Raw genomic sequence first — 16956 nt, forward strand, 5'->3', positions numbered from 1 at the left:
CGACTGGCATCAAGCGTAATTCTCACTTCACTTGATCAAAGGGCCCTGACGTCATGCCTGTTGCCAGCCGGTTAACCCTCGCTATTCGTACCGCCCTGTTGCTGGCTGCTGCCAGCGGCAACGCCTGGGCCGCCACCGCCGAGTCAACGGGCGACAGCGCGCAGAGCCTGACCCTTGACGCGACGAACGTCAACGCCCGCTATCTGGGCCCCACCGACCTGCCCGAGGTGCTCGCTGGCGGCCAGGTGGCCCGTGGCGCACGCCTGGGCATGCTGGGCAACAAGGACGTGATGGACACGCCGTTCAGCGTGACCAGCTACACCGCCAAGACCCTCGCCGACCTGCAGACTGTGACCGTGGCCGATGCCCTGGAGCGTGACCCTTCGGTACGTTCTACCGGGCAGACCGGCGGTATTGTCGACTCGTTTTTCGTGCGGGGCTTTGCGATTGGCGAGGGCAACCTGGGTGAGCTGGCCTATGACGGCGTGTATGGCGTGGCGCCCAACTACCGCGCATTCACCGAGTACGCCGAGCGTGTTGAAGTGCTCAAGGGGCCGGGGGCGTTGATGTACGGCATCTCGCCCAACAGTGGCGTGGGCGGGGTGATCAACATCGTGCCCAAGCGCCCGCTGGACCAGGACCTCACCCGCTTTACCGGCAGTTACGCCTCCGACACCCAGGTCGGCGGCCACCTGGATATCAGCCGCCGTTTCGGTGAGGAGAACCAGTTTGGCGTGCGCTTCAACGGCAGCCTGCAAGGAGGCGACACCGCCGTGGACGATCAGCATCGCGACGTGGGGGTGGGCGCCATTGCCCTGGATTATCGCGGCGAGCGCCTGCGCCTGAACCTGGACTACATCAGCCAGAAAGAAAGTTTCGAAGGCGCCTCGCGGCCGTTCACCCTGGCGCCGGGCGTACAGGTGCCTTCGGCCCCCAATGGCCGTACCAGCCTGCCGCAGAAGTGGGGCTGGTCCGACACCAAGGAGCAATCGGCCTTGCTCGGCGGTGAATATGACCTCAGCGATTCGCTCACCGTGTTCGCCCATGCCGGCGGCGGGCGTTCGGATGTCAAGCGCTTGTCGGACCAGGTGCCGCGCATCCTCAATGACGCTGGCGACACCAGTAATATTCCGGGCTACTACAAGTTCAACGTCGACCGTTCCACCGCCGATGTGGGCCTGCGGGCGCAGTTCGCCACTGGCCCGATCACCCACACCACCACGCTGATGGCGACCCGTTACCAGGACGAGCTGTCTCGCGGCATCAACAATGGCACCGAGATCCGCTCCAACATTTACCACCCGGTGGACACGCCCCAGCAAAACCTGCGGGCGCCGAAAGTGCTGCGCATCTCCGAATCGGAGCTGTCCGGCGTGGCGCTCACCGACACCCTGGGCTTTCTGGATGAGCGCATCCAGTTGACCCTGGGCGTGCGTCGCCAGGACATCGAGTCGCGTAACTACAACGCCGCGGGTGTGGTGAGTTCCCGCTACAAAGACGCTGCGACCACACCGTTGGTGGGCGTGGTGGTCAAGCCCTGGGATGACGTGTCGCTCTACTACAACTATGTCGAGGGGCTGAGCAAAGGCGATATCGCGCCGGGCACGGCCAGCAATGCCGGTGAAACCTTCGCGCCTTATGAATCCAAGCAGCACGAACTGGGCGTGAAGTATGAACACGGCACCTTCATGACCACCCTGGCGTTGTTCCAGATCGAAAAGCCCAGCGGCGAATTGGGCGCCAACGGTGTGTACTCGGTGCAGGCCGAGCAGCGCAACCGCGGCGTCGAGCTGAGCGTATACGGCGAAGTGGCGCCTGGCACGCGCTTGATGGGCGGCGTGACCTTGCTCGATGGCGAGCTGACCCAGTCGGCGACCGCCGCCAACCGAGGCAACAAGCCGGTCGGCGTGCCCGACATCCAGGCCAACCTGTGGGCCGAGTACGACACCCCGTGGCTGGAAGGTTTTACCCTCACCGGCGGGGCGATCTATACCGACAGCCAATACATCAACCAGGCCAACACTCAGGAGCTGGATGCCTGGACGCGCATTGATGCCGGCGTACGCTACGCGACCAAGATTGAAGGGCGGCCCACCACCTTGCGCGCCACCGTGCAGAACGTATTTGACCGCGAGTACTGGTCGGGCGTCGCGTCTTACGGCGCCTTCTCGCCGGGCTATCCACGTACTTTGCAGCTGTCGGCGACGGTGGACTTTTAACCCTTAAGCCTAGCGGAACCCGCCCGAGAGTTTGTCCTTCAGGTAGTTGACCAACGCACTCACCGACTTGGGCACATGGGGCGAGTAGGGCCGTATCAGATAGATCTCATTGGCAAACGCGCCTTTGAGTGTCCAGTCCTTCAAAACCTGCACCACTTTGCCCGCGTCCAGCGCCGCCTGGGCGCTGAAGTCCGGGAGCAGGGCGATGCCCAGGTGGTTGAGAGCGGCGTCGCGCAAGGCTTCGCTGTTGTTGGTAGCAAAGCTGCCGGCGATGGGCACGGTGAGGCGCTCGAGGGGTTGGCTGCCGCGCTCGAAGGTCCAGGCGGGTTGGTCGGTACCGCGTGGGTAAAACAGGCAATTGTGGGCCGACAGCTCGCCCGGCTCGCGGGGGGCGCCGTGGCGTTGCAGGTAATCGTGGGTGGCGACCAGCACCGAGGTGGTGTCGCACAGCTTCCACGCCACATGGGTTTCTGGCACTTGGAAGCCGTGACGCACCGCCAGGTCGTAACCCTCGGCGGCCAGTGAGCTCAAGGCATCGGAGACGTCCAGTTGGATACGCACCTGGGGGTACTGCTGCAAAAAGCCAGACAGGTGCGGCACCAGTTGTTGCCGGGCGAACGCCACGGGAGCGGTCAGGCGCACCAGCCCGCGTATTTCCCCGACCGAGTCGCGCACCGAGGAAAAACTGCGGGCGATCTGCGCGTAGGCGCTGCGTACTTCCCGAGTCAATGACAGCCCCGCATCGGTCAGCCGCACGCTGCGGGTGGTGCGCGTCACCAGGCGCGTGCCGGTGGCCTTTTCCAGGTCGGAAATGCGCTGGCTCACCGCCGATTTACTCACCCCCAGGCGCGCGGCGGCGGCGGTGTAGGTGCCTTGTTCCTCCAGCACCGACAGCCAGTGAATGTGGGTCCACAGCCCTTCGATCTCAGCCTTTTCCATGGGTGTATTGTTCGCCTATAAGGACAATAAGTTCTGGATTCTGCTCTGGTTCGGAACAAAGCGAAAGCCTATCGTGTGCACCAACGCTACCCACCTGGATCGACTGCCATGACTGCAACCATCGAGCACTACATCAACGACCAGCGCGTCAGCCGCGATGATCGTTATCAGGATGTCTACAACCCGGCCACCGGTGAAGTCACCGCCCGTGTGGCCCTGGCCAGCCGCCAGACCGTGGCCGAAGCCGTCGCCGCTGCCCAGGCCGCGTTTGCCGGCTGGGCCGACACCCCGCCGATCCGTCGCGCCCGTGTGTTGTTCGAATACCTGCACCTGCTGCGCGAACGCAAGGACGACCTGGCGCGCATCATCGTCGCCGAGCACGGCAAGGTGTTCACCGATGCCCTGGGCGAAGTGGACCGTGGCATCGACATTCTTGAATTTGCCTGCGGCATTCCCAACCTGCTCAAGGGCGAACACTCCGACCAGGTCTCCCGTGGCATGGACAACTGGACCATGCGCCAGCCGTTGGGCGTGGTCGCCGGCGTGACGCCGTTCAACTTCCCGGTGATGGTACCGATGTGGATGTACCCCATCGCCATTGCGGCGGGTAACACCTTCATTCTCAAACCCAGCCCCACCGACCCGAGCGCTTCGCTGTTCATGGCCGAGTTGCTGCGTGAAGCCGGCCTGCCCAAGGGCGTGTTCAACGTGGTGCAGGGTGATAAAGAGTCGGTGGACGCGCTGATCGAACACCCGGACGTCAAGGCCGTGAGCTTCGTCGGCTCCACGCCGATTGCCCAATACATCTACGAGAGCGGTGCCCGCAACGGCAAGCGCGTGCAAGGCCTGGGCGGCGCGAAAAACCATATGGTGGTGATGCCCGACGCCGATATCGAACGCACCGTCGACGCGCTGATGGGCGCCGCCTACGGCAGTGCCGGCGAGCGCTGCATGGCGATTTCGGTGGCGGTGCTGGTAGGCGACGTGGGTGACAAAGTCATCGCCGCCTTGACCGAGCGCGCCAAAACGTTGCGCATCACCGATGGTCGCGATTTGAAAGCCGAGATGGGCCCGATCGTGTCGCGGGCCGCGCTGGAACGCATCAGTGGCTACATCGAGCAGGGTGTACACGCCGGCGCGCAGTTGTTGCTTGATGGCCGTGACTACGTGCCCACCGAACCCGGCCTGGAAAACGGCTTCTGGCTCGGCGCGACCTTGTTCGATCACGTGACCCGGGACATGAGCATCTACCGCGAAGAAATCTTCGGCCCGGTGCTGGCCTGTGTACGCGTGAACGATTTTGCCGAGGCGGTGAAGCTGGTCAACGACCACGAGTTCGGTAACGGCGTCAGCTGCTTCACCCGCGATGGCAACATTGCCCGCGAGTTTGCGCGGCGCATCGAAGTGGGCATGGTCGGTATCAACGTGCCGATCCCGGTGCCTATGGCTTGGCACGGGTTTGGTGGCTGGAAGAAGAGCCTGTTCGGCGACATGCATGCCTACGGCACCGAGGGCGTGCGCTTCTACACCAAGCAGAAGTCGATCATGCAACGCTGGTCGGAGAGCATCGAGCAGGGTGCGGAGTTTGCGATGCCGGTGTCCAAGTAAGGTTTAAGCTGTGCTGCAGGATCTGATGTGGGAAGGGCTCAAGCCCTCCCACATTTTTTTTGCCTGTTGACGGATAAACACATAAAAGTCCAGTATGGAATTATAAGTACAAAAAAGCCGCTGCACGTTTTTCTTCACTCTTGCCAAACCAACAACAACTTGCGAGAACCCGTCCATGAAGAAACGCCATCTCCTTCCCGCCCTGGCCCTGAGCCTGTTTGCCTCCAGCCACTTGCTGGCCGCCGAGAAAACCCTGCGTATCGGCATTGAGGCCGCTTACCCACCGTTCGCCTCCAAGACCGGCGACGGCAAGATCGTCGGTTTCGACTACGACATCGGCAACGCCCTGTGCGCGCAAATGAAGGTCAAGTGTGTATGGATTGAAGGTGAGTTCGACGGGCTGATTCCGTCCCTCAAGGTCAAGAAGATCGACATGGCGTTGTCGTCCATGACCATCAACGAAGACCGCAAGAAGTCGGTGGATTTCACCCACAAATACTACTTCACCTCATCGCGCCTGGTGATGAAGGACGGCGCCGTGGTGGATGACCAGTACGCCAGCCTCAAGGGCAAGAACGTCGGCGTACAGCGCGCCACCACCACCGACCGGTATGCCACCGAGGTGTTCGAGCCCAAGGGCATCAACGTCAAGCGCTACAGCAATAACGAAGAAATCTACATGGACCTGGCAGCGGGGCGCCTGGATGCGATCTTTGCCGACACCATCCCCCTGAGCGATTTCCTGTCGATGCCGCGTGGGCAGGGTTATGCCTTTGTCGGCCCGGAACTCAAGGACCCGAAATACGTGGGTGAGGGGGCAGGGATTGCAGTGCGCAAGGGCAATGGCGAATTGGTCAGCGAATTGAACGCGGCCATCGACGGCATTCGCGCCAGCGGCGAATACCAGAAGATTTCACAGCAATACTTCAAGGCCGATATCTACGGCGACTGATGCGATCGGATCGAACTCTTGTAGGAGCGAGCTTGCTCGCGAAGAACTCTCAGGCACCGCGTTTACCCAGGATGCACGCGTTATCGTTAAAGTTCTTCGCGAGCAAGCTCGCTCCTACAATGGATCATGCCTTCAATTCCTTCAAATGCTTGTAGACCGTCGCCCGCCCCATGCCCAGCACATTGGCCACATAGTTGGAGGCGCTCTTGCCCTTGAACGCCCCTTCGGCGTGCAGCGCCAGCACCAGTTCGCGTTTGTGGTCGCGGGTCAACAGGTTCAGGCTCAACTGACGCTCGCGCAGCCAGGCATGCAGGAAGGTGTTGATGCGTTCTTGCCAGTCATCGCGAAACAGCGCGTCTGGCTGTGCAATCAGCTTGCTTGGCGACAGGAATAAATCCAGCGCCGCCTTGGCCGTTTCGAACAGTGAGATATTCAGGTTGATGCACAGCACAGCCAGCCGGCGGCCTTTGTGGTCGTGCAGCACGGTGCTCAGGCTGCGGATTTTCTGGCCGTCCCAGTTGAGCTTTTCGTAAGGGCCGATATTCACCTCGCTGACGTCACCGTCAAGCATGTCCTCCAGGGACGAGTCGTCACCCAGGCTGCGTTTGGACAGGTTATTGGCGATGTAATCCACGGTTTGCGTGCGCAGGTCGTGCAGCACCACTTCTGCATGGGGAAAGAACAGCGTGGCGATTGCATCGGCAATCGCGCGGAAGTTCTGCATGACCTTGTCTTGTTCAGCGGTGTTCATCAATGGGGCTCCAGGCGGACCGGGGAGAGCATACCAGCGTCCAGGCCGAACCGCGTCAGTGCCTCCGGCAGCGGTTCGCCGCGCACCAGGGCCGCGCTTGCCTGGCCCATGGCGGGTGAGGTCTGGATACCATAGCCGCCTTGCGCTGCCACCCAGAACAGCCCCGGTACTTGCGGGTCAAAGCCCGACAGCAAATCACCGTCCTGCACAAAACTGCGCAAGCCCGCCCAGGTGCGCGTGGGGCGGCGGATGGTCAGGGTGGTGGCTTCTTCGATCTGGTAGATGCCCATGGCGATATCCAGCTCTTCGGGTTGCACATCCTGGGGTTCTACCGGGTCGGCGTTGGCCGGCGAGCCGAGGAACATGCCGGCATCGGGTTTCATGTAGAACGCTTCGTCGAGGGCCACCAGCATCGGCCAGTCGTGGCTGTCCACACCCTCGGGGCCGGCGAAGACAAAGGCCGAGCGGCGCTTGGGCTGCAAGCCGATGGACGCGGCGCCCGCGAGCCCGCCGATGTGGTCGGCCCAGGCACCGGCGGCGTTGATGATGACCGGCGCAGTGAAGATTGCATCCTGGGTGCGCACCTGCCACAGGCCATCGGCGTCACGGCTCAAGCCCAGCACATGGCTGTCGGTGCGCACCTCGCCCTGGTTGCGGCGGATACCGCGCAGGTAGCCCTGGTGCAGGGCGTCGGTGTCGATGTCGCAAGCGGTGGGGTCGTAGATAGCCCCGTGGACTTTTTCACGGCGCAGGATCGGCAAGCGTGCACAGGCTTCATCGACCGTCAGGCGCTGCACCTGTTCTACAGTGGCCTTGGCGCTCAGGTACTGGCTGTCGAGTTCGGCCGGGTCACCGTTGAAATCCACGGTCATTTCGCCCCGTGGCGTCAGCAGTGGGTGTTCGCAGAAACCTGCGGGTGGCTGGTCGAAGAAGGCCCGGCTGGCCAACGTCAGCGCGCGTACCTGCGGGGTGCCGTACGCGGCGGTATAGAGTGCCGCCGAACGCCCGGTGGAGTGATAGGCCGGGTGGTTTTCACGCTCCAGCACCAACACCTTGCCGTGCTGCGACAACCAGAACCCGGTGGACGCGCCGGCAATGCCGCCGCCGATAATGATGAAGTCTGCCTGGCTCATGAAGAACTCCTGAAATAAGCATTGTAGAAGCGAGCTTGCTCGCGAAAAACGTTAACAATAACGCGCCCATCCTGTGTAAACGCAGTGCCTGTGAGGTCTTCGCGAGCAAGCTCGCTCCTACAGTTTGTAGAGGGCATTGGCCAGGGCGATGTCTTCCAGGCCCAGGCCGATGGAGCGGAAAAAGACGTGACGGTCGTAGGCCGGGCGTTGGGCCATGTCGCTGAACAACTCGGGCAGGTCGCCGACAATCGTGCGTTTGTCCCAGCCGTGCTGTTCGCTGGCGATCAGCATCTCACCGGCCGAATCCGGGGTGGTCTGGCGGTAGTCGCAGAACACGTGCATCTGGTTGAGGCAATGTGGCGGCACTTCATGGGCACGCGGTGCGTTGGTGCTGATGGAGGTGATCAACGCGGGTTTGCTCAAGCGTGACGGGTCGATGACCGGGCCGGCGGACGAAGTGCACAGCAGGATCACATCCGCGTCTTCCAGGGCGGCCTCGCAGGTGGTGGCGAGGGTCAGGCGCGGGTCCAGGCAGGCCCACTGTGCATGCGTTTCGGCGCTGGCGCTGCCCAGGCTCGGTGAGTACAGGCGGATCTGCTGCCAGTCGCGCAGGTTCTGCACATAACGCAGGTGCGCCTGGGCGACCTTACCGCTGCCGATGATCGCCAGACGTTGCGCCGCCGCCGGGGCCAGCGCATCCACCGCCAAGGCCGTGGTGGCGGCGGTGCGTGCGGTGGTTAATTCAGCGGCATCGCACAACAGCAACGGCTGGCCGCTGTGCATCGACATCAGCAGGGTCCAGGCCGTCACCAACGGGCCTTGCTCGCGCACGATGTAGGGCGAAGTCTTGACCCCGTACACCCCGTCTTCGGCCAATACGCCCAAGTAGTTGATGAAATCCCCGGCGCCATGGGGAAACGCCACCAGCTGTTGCGCCGGCTGCACCGCTTGCCCGGCGGCGAGGTCGCGAAACAGCTTGCGCAAAATCAACGGCACGTCGACTTGAGCCAGCAAGGTACGGGCCTGGGCCTGGTCGATAACGAGGGGCGTCGTGGACATGGGGCTCTCCGAATAAACTAATTTGTCCATTATGGACTTTTAGTTTTTATCCGCAATAACCCGAGGGAAAAATGAGGCTTATGGGGGCTGTCCCCCCACCCATTGTAGGAGCGAGCTTGCTCGCGAAAAACGTCAACGATAACGCGTGCTTCCTGAAGAAACGCAGCGCCTGTGAGTTTTTCGCGAGCAAGCTCGCTCCTACAGTCAGGCAGTGGCTTTGGTGCCGGTCAGGCACTCGATGGAGCGATCTACGGTGGTTTTTGCAATTTCCAGCAAATGCCACACGGCCAGGATCTTCGCCCGTTCAGGGCTTTGCAGCAGCTCACCGCAATCCAGCGCCGTGGCAGAGGCACTGTCGAGCAGGCTGGCGGTGTAGAGCAGGGCGTCTTCGAAACTCAGGTCTTCGTTGACGCAGTGGAAGCCCTGGGTAGGCAGGTAATGGTCGATGGCGCGGTTGAAAGCGGCGCGGTCTTTTGCGGGATCGATGGGTGGATCAGGTAGTACTTTATTCATGGTGTAGCTCCGGAATGAACATGGAGCCGACACGCTTCGCGACTAAACGTAGGGTGGCGGCTGTACGCAGGTTAGTCGACCGGTCCAGAGCATCCGGCGCACCCGAGGGCGCCCCGCGCACAGCCACCATAAAAACGTTATGGGACCAAACGCTTGCTCGAATCCGGGCGACTAAACCCGATCACTGATTTGGCAGTGACGGACCGCAGACTAGCCACCGATTCCAGCAGGCACAAGGCGGCAAGGATTGTCTAGGAAACGTCCTGCAATTTAAAGGGACACGCCTTGCTGGCCCTTTACAAACCATGACCAAATGCCACTAACCCAACAGTGCAACACGGTCAATGTGGGAGCTGGCTTGCCTGCGATGGCGGTCTGTCAGCCGTAAAGAGGTAGCTGAGCCACCGCCATCGCAGGCAAGCCAGCTCCCACAGGTAATCAATGATGTTCTGGCGGGCGAGTTACCGCCTGCCCGAGCGCGTACTCACATCCACCCACACCGCCAGCACCAAAATGCTGCCCTTGACGATCATCTGCCAGTAGCTGTCCACATCCAGCATCGACATCCCATTGTCCAAACTGGTAATCACCAGCGCCCCCAGCAACGCGCCATACACCGTGCCCGACCCACCGCGCATCGAGGTGCCGCCAATAAAGCACGCGGCGATGGCGTCGAGTTCGCCCATGTTGCCCGCCGAGGGTGAACCCGCCGCCAGGCGCGCGGTATTGACCAGGCCAGCCAGCGCGCACATCACCCCCATGATGCCGAAAATCCACAATTTCACCGCTTGCACATTGATGCCCGACAGCCGCGTGGCCTCCATATTGCTGCCCACCGCATACACCCGGCGGCCGAACACGGTCTGGTGCGTGACATAGCTGAACACCCCCAGCAACGCCAGCAACAGCAGCACCGGCACGGGGATGCCGTCGTAGCGGTTGAGGGTGGTGACAAAGCCTGCGAGCACCGCGCCAATCAGCACCACCCGCAGTGCATCGCGCAGCAGTGAATGCGCAGCCAGCCCATGCAGCGCACGGTTGCGCCGTTGTTTCCAGGTGAGGAACAGCGTCAGCGCAAACAGCAATACCCCAAGCCCGATACCGACGCTGTGGGGCAAATACCCCTGGCCCACATACACCAGCGACGGCGACACCGGCGCAATGGTGGTGCCGCCGGTAATCCCCAGCAGAATCCCGCGAAACGCCAACATCCCGCCCAGGCCGACGATAAACGACGGGATGCGCAGGTAAGCGGTCATGTAGCCGTTGGCCAGGCCGATCATCAAGCCGCACAGCGCCACCAGGCTCAGGTTGGCCAATAGCGGTACGTGATAAACCACATCCAGAATCGCCGCCAGCCCGCCCAACAGCCCGAGCAGTGAGCCCACCGACAAGTCGATCTCGCCGCTGATGATCACCAGCACCATGCCGCACGCCAAGATCCCGGTGATCGACATCTGCCGCAGCAGGTTGGAGAGGTTGCGCGGGGTGAGAAAACCACCCTCGGTCTGCCAACTGAAAAACAGCCAGATGAACGCCACGGCAATCACCAGCGCGAGCATTTTGTAGCGGGTAAAAAGGTGTTTGACCTGATTCATCTACGCGGTCTTCCGATCATTATTGTTGTGGCTGAGCGCAGCGGCGAGCACCTGTTCCTGGGTGAGCCCGTCATTGATGAAATCCCCCCGCAATTGGCCGTCGCCAATCACCAGCACGCGGTTGGACACGCCGAGCACTTCGGCCAGTTCCGAGGAGACCATGATGATCGACACGCCTTCGGCCGCCAGTGCGCCCATCAGTTTGTAGATCTCGTACTTGGCGCCCACGTCCACCCCGCGTGTGGGTTCGTCGAGGATCAGCACCTTGGGCTTGGCCATCAGCATTTTCGCCAGCACGGCCTTTTGCTGGTTGCCGCCGGAGAGGCTGGTGATCGGCAGCGACGGGCTGGCGGTCTTGAGGTGCATGCGGCTGATTTGCTGGTCGATGCTGCCCAGTTCGGCCTCAGCGTCGATGCGGGTCATGTGCGCGTAGGTGTCGAGCACCGCCAGGGTGATGTTCTGGCCCACGCCCAGGTCGGGGATGATGCCCTGGCGCTTGCGGTCTTCGGGCACCATGCACAGCCCCGCGCGGATCGACTTGAGCGGCGTGCGCGTGTCGATCACCTGGCCGTCCAGCCACACCTCGGCGCTGTAGCGGCCGGGGTACGCGCCGAACAGCGCCGACACCAACTCCGTGCGCCCGGCGCCCACCAAGCCGGCGATGCCAAGGATTTCGCCGCGCCTGAGCACGAAGGAGATGTCGTCGACGCGCTTGCGCTTGGGGTTGTCGACGTCGTAGCAGGTGACGTTACGCGCCTCGAAGATCACTTCGCCCACGTCATGGGGCTCGGTGGGGTAGAGGTTGCTCATTTCGCGGCCGACCATCTGGGTGATGATCTGCGGGATGTCCATGTCTGCCATGGCAGTGGTCGCGATGTGCTTGCCGTCGCGAATCACCGCAATGGTGTCGCACACCGCCGCCACTTCATCGAGCTTGTGCGAGATGTACACGCAGGCCACGCCCTTGGCCTTGAGGCCCCGGATGATGTCCAGCAGCACCTCGATTTCGCCACGGGTGAGGGCCGAGGAGGGCTCGTCGAGGATCAACAGGCGTGCCTGTTTGTTCAGCGCCTTGGCGATCTCCACCAGTTGCTGGTAGCCGCCGCCATACTGCGACACCGGCAGTGCCACGTTCATGTCCGGTACCTTGAGTTCACGCATCAAGGCTTCGGCGCGGTGCAGCATCGCCGGGTAGTTCATGCGCCCACCGGGCAGGGTCAGTTCGTGGCCCATGAAGATGTTCTCGGCCACCGACAGGTCGGGCACCAGGGTCAGCTCCTGATGAATGATGACAATCCCGGCCGCCTCGGTTTCGCGGATGGACTGGGCCTTGAGCGGCTGCCCATCCCAGAGGATCTCCCCCTCCCAGGTGCCATGCGGATACACCGCCGAGAGCACCTTCATCAAGGTGGATTTCCCCGCACCGTTCTCACCGCACAACCCGACGCACTCTCCCGGACGTACCTTGATATCGATGCCGTTGAGCGCGTTGACACCGCCAAAACTTTTGACGATGCCGTTCATTTTCAGCAGGTAATGCGACATGGCAATGGCTCACACAAAAGGCCGACGAAACACCGTCACTGTAGGAGCGAGCTCGCTCGCGAAAAAACCCCAGGCGACACGGGCTGCCTGCCAGCACCTACAGGCCGATCTGCTCTTTGGTATAGAAGCCGTCTTTCTCCAACACATCGATGTTGGCCTTGGTCAACGGCGTCGGCGTGAGCAGGATGGTGTCGACCTGCTTGCTGCCATTGTCGTATTGCGAGCTATAGGTAGGCTTTTCGCTGCGGGCCAGTTGTACCGAAAGCTTGGCCGCTTCGGTGGCGATCAGCTTGAGTGGCTTGTACACGGTCATGGTCTGGGTGCCATCGATCACGCGCTTGATCGCCGCCAGGTCAGCGTCCTGGCCGGAGATCGGCACCTTGCCCGCCAGCTTCTGCGCGGCCAGGGCCTGGATCGCACCGCCGGCGGTGGCGTCGTTGGAGGCGACGATGGCGTCAATCTTGTTGTCGTTACGGGTCAGGGCGTTTTCGACAATGCTCAAGGCTTCGGTGGGGTTCCATTCCTTGACCCATTGCTGGCCGACGATCTTGATATCGCCCTTGTCGATGGCCGGTTGCAGCACCTTCATCTGACCTTCGCGCAGCACCTTGGCGTTGTTGTCCGTCGGCGCACCGCCCAGCAGGAAGTAATTGCCCTTGGGCGCCGCTTGCAACACGCCGCTGGCCTGCATCTCGCCGACTTTTTCGTTATCGAAGGAAATGTAGGCGTCGATGTCGGCGTTGAGGATCAGGCGGTCATAGGACACCACCTTGATCCCGGCCTTCTTGGCTTCGGCTACCGCGTTGGTCAACACCGTGGCGTTGAACGGCACGATCACGATCACATCGACGCCACGGGAGATGAGGTTTTCGATCTGGGCAATCTGCTTCTGTTCGTTGGCATCGGCAGACTGCACGAACACCTTGGCGTCGAGCTTTTCCGCGGCGGCGACAAAGTAATCACGGTCGCGAGACCAGCGCTCCAGGCGCAGGTCGTCGATGGAAAAACCGATTTTCGGGTGCGCAGGATCGGCCATTACCGGCAGGGCGAGCAGCGCCAGGGTTGCGGCGAGCAGGGCAGGTTTGAATGACTTCATGGTGGTGCGTCCTTTTATTGTTGTTGGAAAGACACAGCGTGGTGCGGGTTGAACTGTAGAGCGTCACTCGACGCTCTGTGCAGAGATTTGTCGTGCAAATGTCACCGATAAATAAACCGATTCACAACGCCCTCAAGCATCTCCTGGCGCCCACTCACCGCCTGTGGGTCCAGCGCGTTGGCAAAGGCATGTTCAGCCAATGACTCCAGGCTGAACTCACCGGCCAACACCGCCTGGCCCAATGGCTTGCTCCACCCGGCATAGCGCTGGTCCTTGAATTGCTGCAAGCGGTCGTCCTGCACCATCGCCGCCGCACGCTCCAACGCCAGGGCCAGCACATCCATGGCGGCGACGTGGCCGTGGAACAGGTCCACCTCGTCGAGGCTCTGGCGGCGCACCTTGGAATCGAAGTTATAGCCGCCGTTCTTGAACCCGCCGGCCTTGAGGATTTCATAGGTGGCCAGGGTCATTTCCTCGACGCTGTTGGGGAACTGGTCGGTGTCCCAACCGTTCTGCGGGTCGCCGCGGTTGGCGTCGATGCTGCCGAAGATCCCCAACGACACGGCGGTGGCGATCTCATGATGAAAACTGTGCCCGGCCAGCGTCGCGTGGTTGGCCTCGATGTTCACTTTGATCTCGTGTTCCAGGCCGTACTCATGCAGGAAGCCGAACACGGTGGCGCTGTCGTAATCGTATTGGTGTTTGGTCGGCTCCTGGGGCTTGGGCTCGATCAACAGGTCACCCGTAAAGCCAATCTTGTGCTTGTGCTCCACCACCATGCGCATAAAGCGCCCGAGCTGTTCGCGCTCGCGCTTGAGGTCGGTGTTGAGCAAGGTTTCATAACCCTCACGGCCACCCCACAGCACATAGTTGGCGCCCTTGAGCCGCAGCGTGGCATTCATCGCGCTGAACACCTGGGCGGCGGCGAAGGCGAACACCTCTGGGTCTGGATTGCTCGCAGCCCCGGCGGCAAAACGCGGGTTGCTGAAGCAATTGGCGGTGCCCCACAACAGCTTGATGCCGGTCTGTTCCTGATGGCGCTCCAGGTGGTCGACCATTTGCGCAAAGTGGTTGCGGTACTCCTTGAGCGAGCTGCCTTCGGGCGCCACATCGGTGTCATGAAAACTGTAGTAGTCGATGCCCAGCTTGGAAAAAAACTCAAACGCCGCCTCGGCCTTGCCGATGGCCACCTCCATCGGATCGCCACTGCGCTGCCACGGACGTTTGAACGTCCCCATCCCAAACATATCCGCTCCCGGCCACACGAAGGTATGCCAGTAACAGGCCGCCATGCGCAGGTGCTCCCGCATGGGCTTGCCGAGGATCAATTTGTTGGCGTCGTAGTGACGAAACGCGAGGGCAGAGGTGCTGGCAGGGCCTTCGAAGCGCACCTTCTCGACACCGGGGAAGTACGGCATGGGGGTTTCCTTATTGTTCTGGGCGGTGTCTGGATACTAGCAATGGCGCCTGGGCGGCTGATTATGAAAATCACCAAAGGGGAGTGCGATTTTGAGTTAAGGGCTGAGAACGGCTCAGGGAGTACAGGATTTAGGGAAACGTCTGACTTTACGGTGGGGAAGTGCCTCTTCAAGGTTTGGTGTGCCACTGACTTGCTCCTGCTCGTTTACCTCGGAAGGCGTTACGCGTCAGTTTTCTTATCGAGACGAGCAGGGAGGTACGGCCAAAAAACATGGATAAGAGGCAAAAAAATGAGCGTAGGTTATTTCATTGGACTGGGTGACAAGACCACCTGCGGCGGGGAAGTGCTGGACGGTGATAAGAGAGTCAACATACATGGCCTTTTTCATGCGTGCGAAGGTGACCGAGTCACCTGTGGCAAGGATGGGCAAACTTATAAGATCGTCGGTGGCATTTCCCACATAAACAGCCATGGCCGGCTTATGGCCGGCACTTTGGATAGTTACAGCGACTGTCCCTGTAAAGCCGAGCTGATTCCTTCGGTGTACTCGGCCACCTACGTAAACCAGAGTGCCTCATCACCCATGGGCCAGAGAGTTGCTCCATCGAATGCATCAGCTGTAAACGGCAGCCCCGTAGCACCGCCTCAATCTGGTTTCGTGCCATCCGCTCATACAGTGCCCCCTACATTCAGTGGTGCGCACGGCCAGGAGCCTGGTTTCTATATCGTGCCCCAGAGCATGACCCGTGAGGCGCTGGAAGCCATACTTTTTCCGACGCTCGACCCGGCTGTAATGCGCAAGTTTCAATCGCTGAATCCCAACACAGGCCACGTCAAAGCTGGTTCGATGATCGTGCTCAGCGATCCGAAAAACACCTCCTGCACGTATGAAGAAGCTCAGTTGATGCAGGCTGCACAACACGTCAGCGCATCACTGGATGAACTGACGCCGGACGAGGCTGACTTTCTCTATCGCCACGGTGCCGAGATCGCTGGCTTTATCGGCCATACCTCCACCTGGCTCGGCGTCAGCGCAGTGGTGATGGAAAAGCACTTGAGCAACCTGCGCGAGACGCTCCAGGCCATGGAACGCCTGCATCAGGACAGCTATCGGCAGCACGGGCACCTTCGGTCACCGCAGTTTTTTGCTGATCGCCAGCGGTTGATGAACCAGTTGGATGCTCATCTGCTCAACTCCACCCGCCTGCGAGGACAAACAACGCTGGGCGATCACCCCAAGTTGAAAACGGCCCTTGGAATTTCCAGTCGCAGCTTGGTGCATCACTGGGACAAGGCGGGTGGGCCGGGGCAGATTCCGGGGTACGCCGCGCATGTGGAAGCGGTCAGCCGTGCCACGAAGTATATGAAGGCAGGTGGTTATATCGGTATAGGCCTTGGCGGTGTGTCTTCGTTGTTGGCTATACAGCAGGTGTGCAACGGGAATTCTGGTGCTGCGTGTGAGAAGGTTAAATTTACTGAAGGAGGGAAATTCGCTGGGTCTACTGCTATAGGTGTTGCAAGCGGATTGGCAGCGAGCTATGCCAGTACTGCGGTGTGCGTAGCGCTAGGCGTCACAACAGGGATCGGTGGTGTTATCTGTGTCGCTGCTGTTGTAGGCACTGGCGCCTGGGTGGGTACGACGTACGGTGGTAAAACGGGTGAGTACATAGGTGAAAAAATTTACGAGGCCAGGCAACCATGACCAGTATCGACACTTGGCCTCCCTGGATCGCAATCATCGTTACAGGGGGCCCGATTTTACTTGCCGCTGCTGGCATTATTTTTAGTCTTTACCTTAGCCGTCGATACTTGGACGCTATAAAGGATGCGCTAAAAAACAGTCGTTTTATTTATATCTGGGGAACAAGCCTGGGAAAGAGGGGGGTAATCTGGTCGCTTCTGGAAATATCAAAAATTGCCGGAATGGTGACGTTGCCGAAGGCGTCTATTCGCATCGGAGAACTGGACCCAGGCGATCTTGAAAATTTCCCCCTTCATCTAAAACGTCTGTTGACCATCAATATGATGATGTTGATCGGTTCCGTCTTTTGGGCAGCAGTTGCAGCCATGTTGGTGGAATTTAGGTAAGTTAAGCGGGCCTCCTCCGAGGCCCGCTATCCCTG

General features: G+C 60.8%; 14 protein-coding genes. 5 read left to right on the plus strand and 9 right to left on the minus strand.

All coding sequences use genetic code 11. From position 1 onward, the window contains the following. Positions 1 to 53: 53 nt before the first annotated feature. The gene (locus tag V8689_RS11810) at positions 54 to 2219 is read left to right on the plus strand and encodes a TonB-dependent receptor (protein ID WP_056784139.1); all 2166 of its coding nucleotides are present in this window, start codon (positions 54 to 56) and stop codon (positions 2217 to 2219) included. 9 nt (positions 2220 to 2228) lie between these two features. Here the strand turns inward: V8689_RS11810 and V8689_RS11815 are convergent, their stop codons facing one another. Beyond that, positions 2229 to 3158, minus strand: coding sequence for a LysR family transcriptional regulator (locus tag V8689_RS11815; RefSeq protein ID WP_056784142.1), 930 nt, complete (start codon positions 3156 to 3158; stop codon positions 2229 to 2231). Between the two features lie 108 nt (positions 3159 to 3266). Between V8689_RS11815 and V8689_RS11820 the strand changes: the two genes are divergently transcribed. After that, positions 3267 to 4766 carry a CoA-acylating methylmalonate-semialdehyde dehydrogenase gene (locus V8689_RS11820; RefSeq protein WP_056784144.1) on the plus strand — a complete coding sequence of 500 codons (1500 nt, stop codon included), beginning with the start codon at positions 3267 to 3269 and terminating at the stop codon, positions 4764 to 4766. A gap of 175 nt (positions 4767 to 4941) precedes the next feature. Further along, positions 4942 to 5718 (plus strand): ABC transporter substrate-binding protein, encoded by a 777-nt coding sequence (locus tag V8689_RS11825; protein ID WP_014718054.1) that lies wholly within the window; start codon positions 4942 to 4944, stop codon positions 5716 to 5718. A gap of 124 nt (positions 5719 to 5842) precedes the next feature. Here the strand turns inward: V8689_RS11825 and V8689_RS11830 are convergent, their stop codons facing one another. From V8689_RS11830 to xylA, 8 genes are all read right to left on the minus strand, one after another. Further along, complete coding sequence (locus V8689_RS11830; protein WP_056784149.1) at positions 5843 to 6469, minus strand: helix-turn-helix transcriptional regulator; 627 nt, start codon at positions 6467 to 6469, stop codon at positions 5843 to 5845. Further along, on the minus strand, positions 6469 to 7602 hold the full coding sequence (locus tag V8689_RS11835; RefSeq protein ID WP_056784151.1) for an NAD(P)/FAD-dependent oxidoreductase: 1134 nt from the start codon (positions 7600 to 7602) through the stop codon (positions 6469 to 6471). Before V8689_RS11835 ends, V8689_RS11830 begins: the two co-directional genes overlap by 1 nt. A gap of 117 nt (positions 7603 to 7719) precedes the next feature. Continuing rightward, positions 7720 to 8661 carry an ornithine cyclodeaminase family protein gene (locus V8689_RS11840; RefSeq protein WP_056784154.1) on the minus strand — a complete coding sequence of 314 codons (942 nt, stop codon included), beginning with the start codon at positions 8659 to 8661 and terminating at the stop codon, positions 7720 to 7722. Positions 8662 to 8865: 204 nt separating this feature from the next. After that, positions 8866 to 9174: a DUF6124 family protein gene (locus V8689_RS11845; RefSeq protein ID WP_003190524.1), complete on the minus strand. Its 309-nt coding sequence runs from the start codon at positions 9172 to 9174 to the stop codon at positions 8866 to 8868. A gap of 461 nt (positions 9175 to 9635) precedes the next feature. Continuing rightward, positions 9636 to 10772, minus strand: coding sequence for a sugar ABC transporter permease (locus V8689_RS11850; protein ID WP_056784157.1), 1137 nt, complete (start codon positions 10770 to 10772; stop codon positions 9636 to 9638). Beyond that, positions 10773 to 12317 carry a D-xylose ABC transporter ATP-binding protein gene (gene xylG / locus V8689_RS11855; protein WP_056784159.1) on the minus strand — a complete coding sequence of 515 codons (1545 nt, stop codon included), beginning with the start codon at positions 12315 to 12317 and terminating at the stop codon, positions 10773 to 10775. It lies immediately after the preceding gene. A 97-nt stretch (positions 12318 to 12414) separates the two neighbouring features. Continuing rightward, the gene (gene xylF, locus V8689_RS11860) at positions 12415 to 13413 is read right to left on the minus strand and encodes a D-xylose ABC transporter substrate-binding protein (protein ID WP_056784161.1); all 999 of its coding nucleotides are present in this window, start codon (positions 13411 to 13413) and stop codon (positions 12415 to 12417) included. Between the two features lie 101 nt (positions 13414 to 13514). Further along, a complete protein-coding gene (xylA, locus tag V8689_RS11865; protein WP_056784163.1) occupies positions 13515 to 14831 on the minus strand; it encodes a xylose isomerase in 1317 nt (438 codons plus the stop codon). A gap of 291 nt (positions 14832 to 15122) precedes the next feature. Here xylA and V8689_RS11870 point away from each other — a divergent pair, with 291 nt between their 5' ends. After that, a complete protein-coding gene (locus V8689_RS11870) occupies positions 15123 to 16535 on the plus strand; it encodes a PAAR domain-containing protein (RefSeq protein WP_056784935.1) in 1413 nt (470 codons plus the stop codon). Then, positions 16532 to 16921 (plus strand): hypothetical protein, encoded by a 390-nt coding sequence (locus V8689_RS11875; protein WP_056784166.1) that lies wholly within the window; start codon positions 16532 to 16534, stop codon positions 16919 to 16921. Before V8689_RS11870 ends, V8689_RS11875 begins: the two co-directional genes overlap by 4 nt. The last annotated feature ends 35 nt before the right edge of the window (positions 16922 to 16956 follow it).

Source organism: Pseudomonas sp. AK181 (assembly GCF_051122975.1).
GTDB classification, from domain to species: Bacteria; Pseudomonadota; Gammaproteobacteria; order Pseudomonadales; family Pseudomonadaceae; genus Aquipseudomonas; species Aquipseudomonas lactis.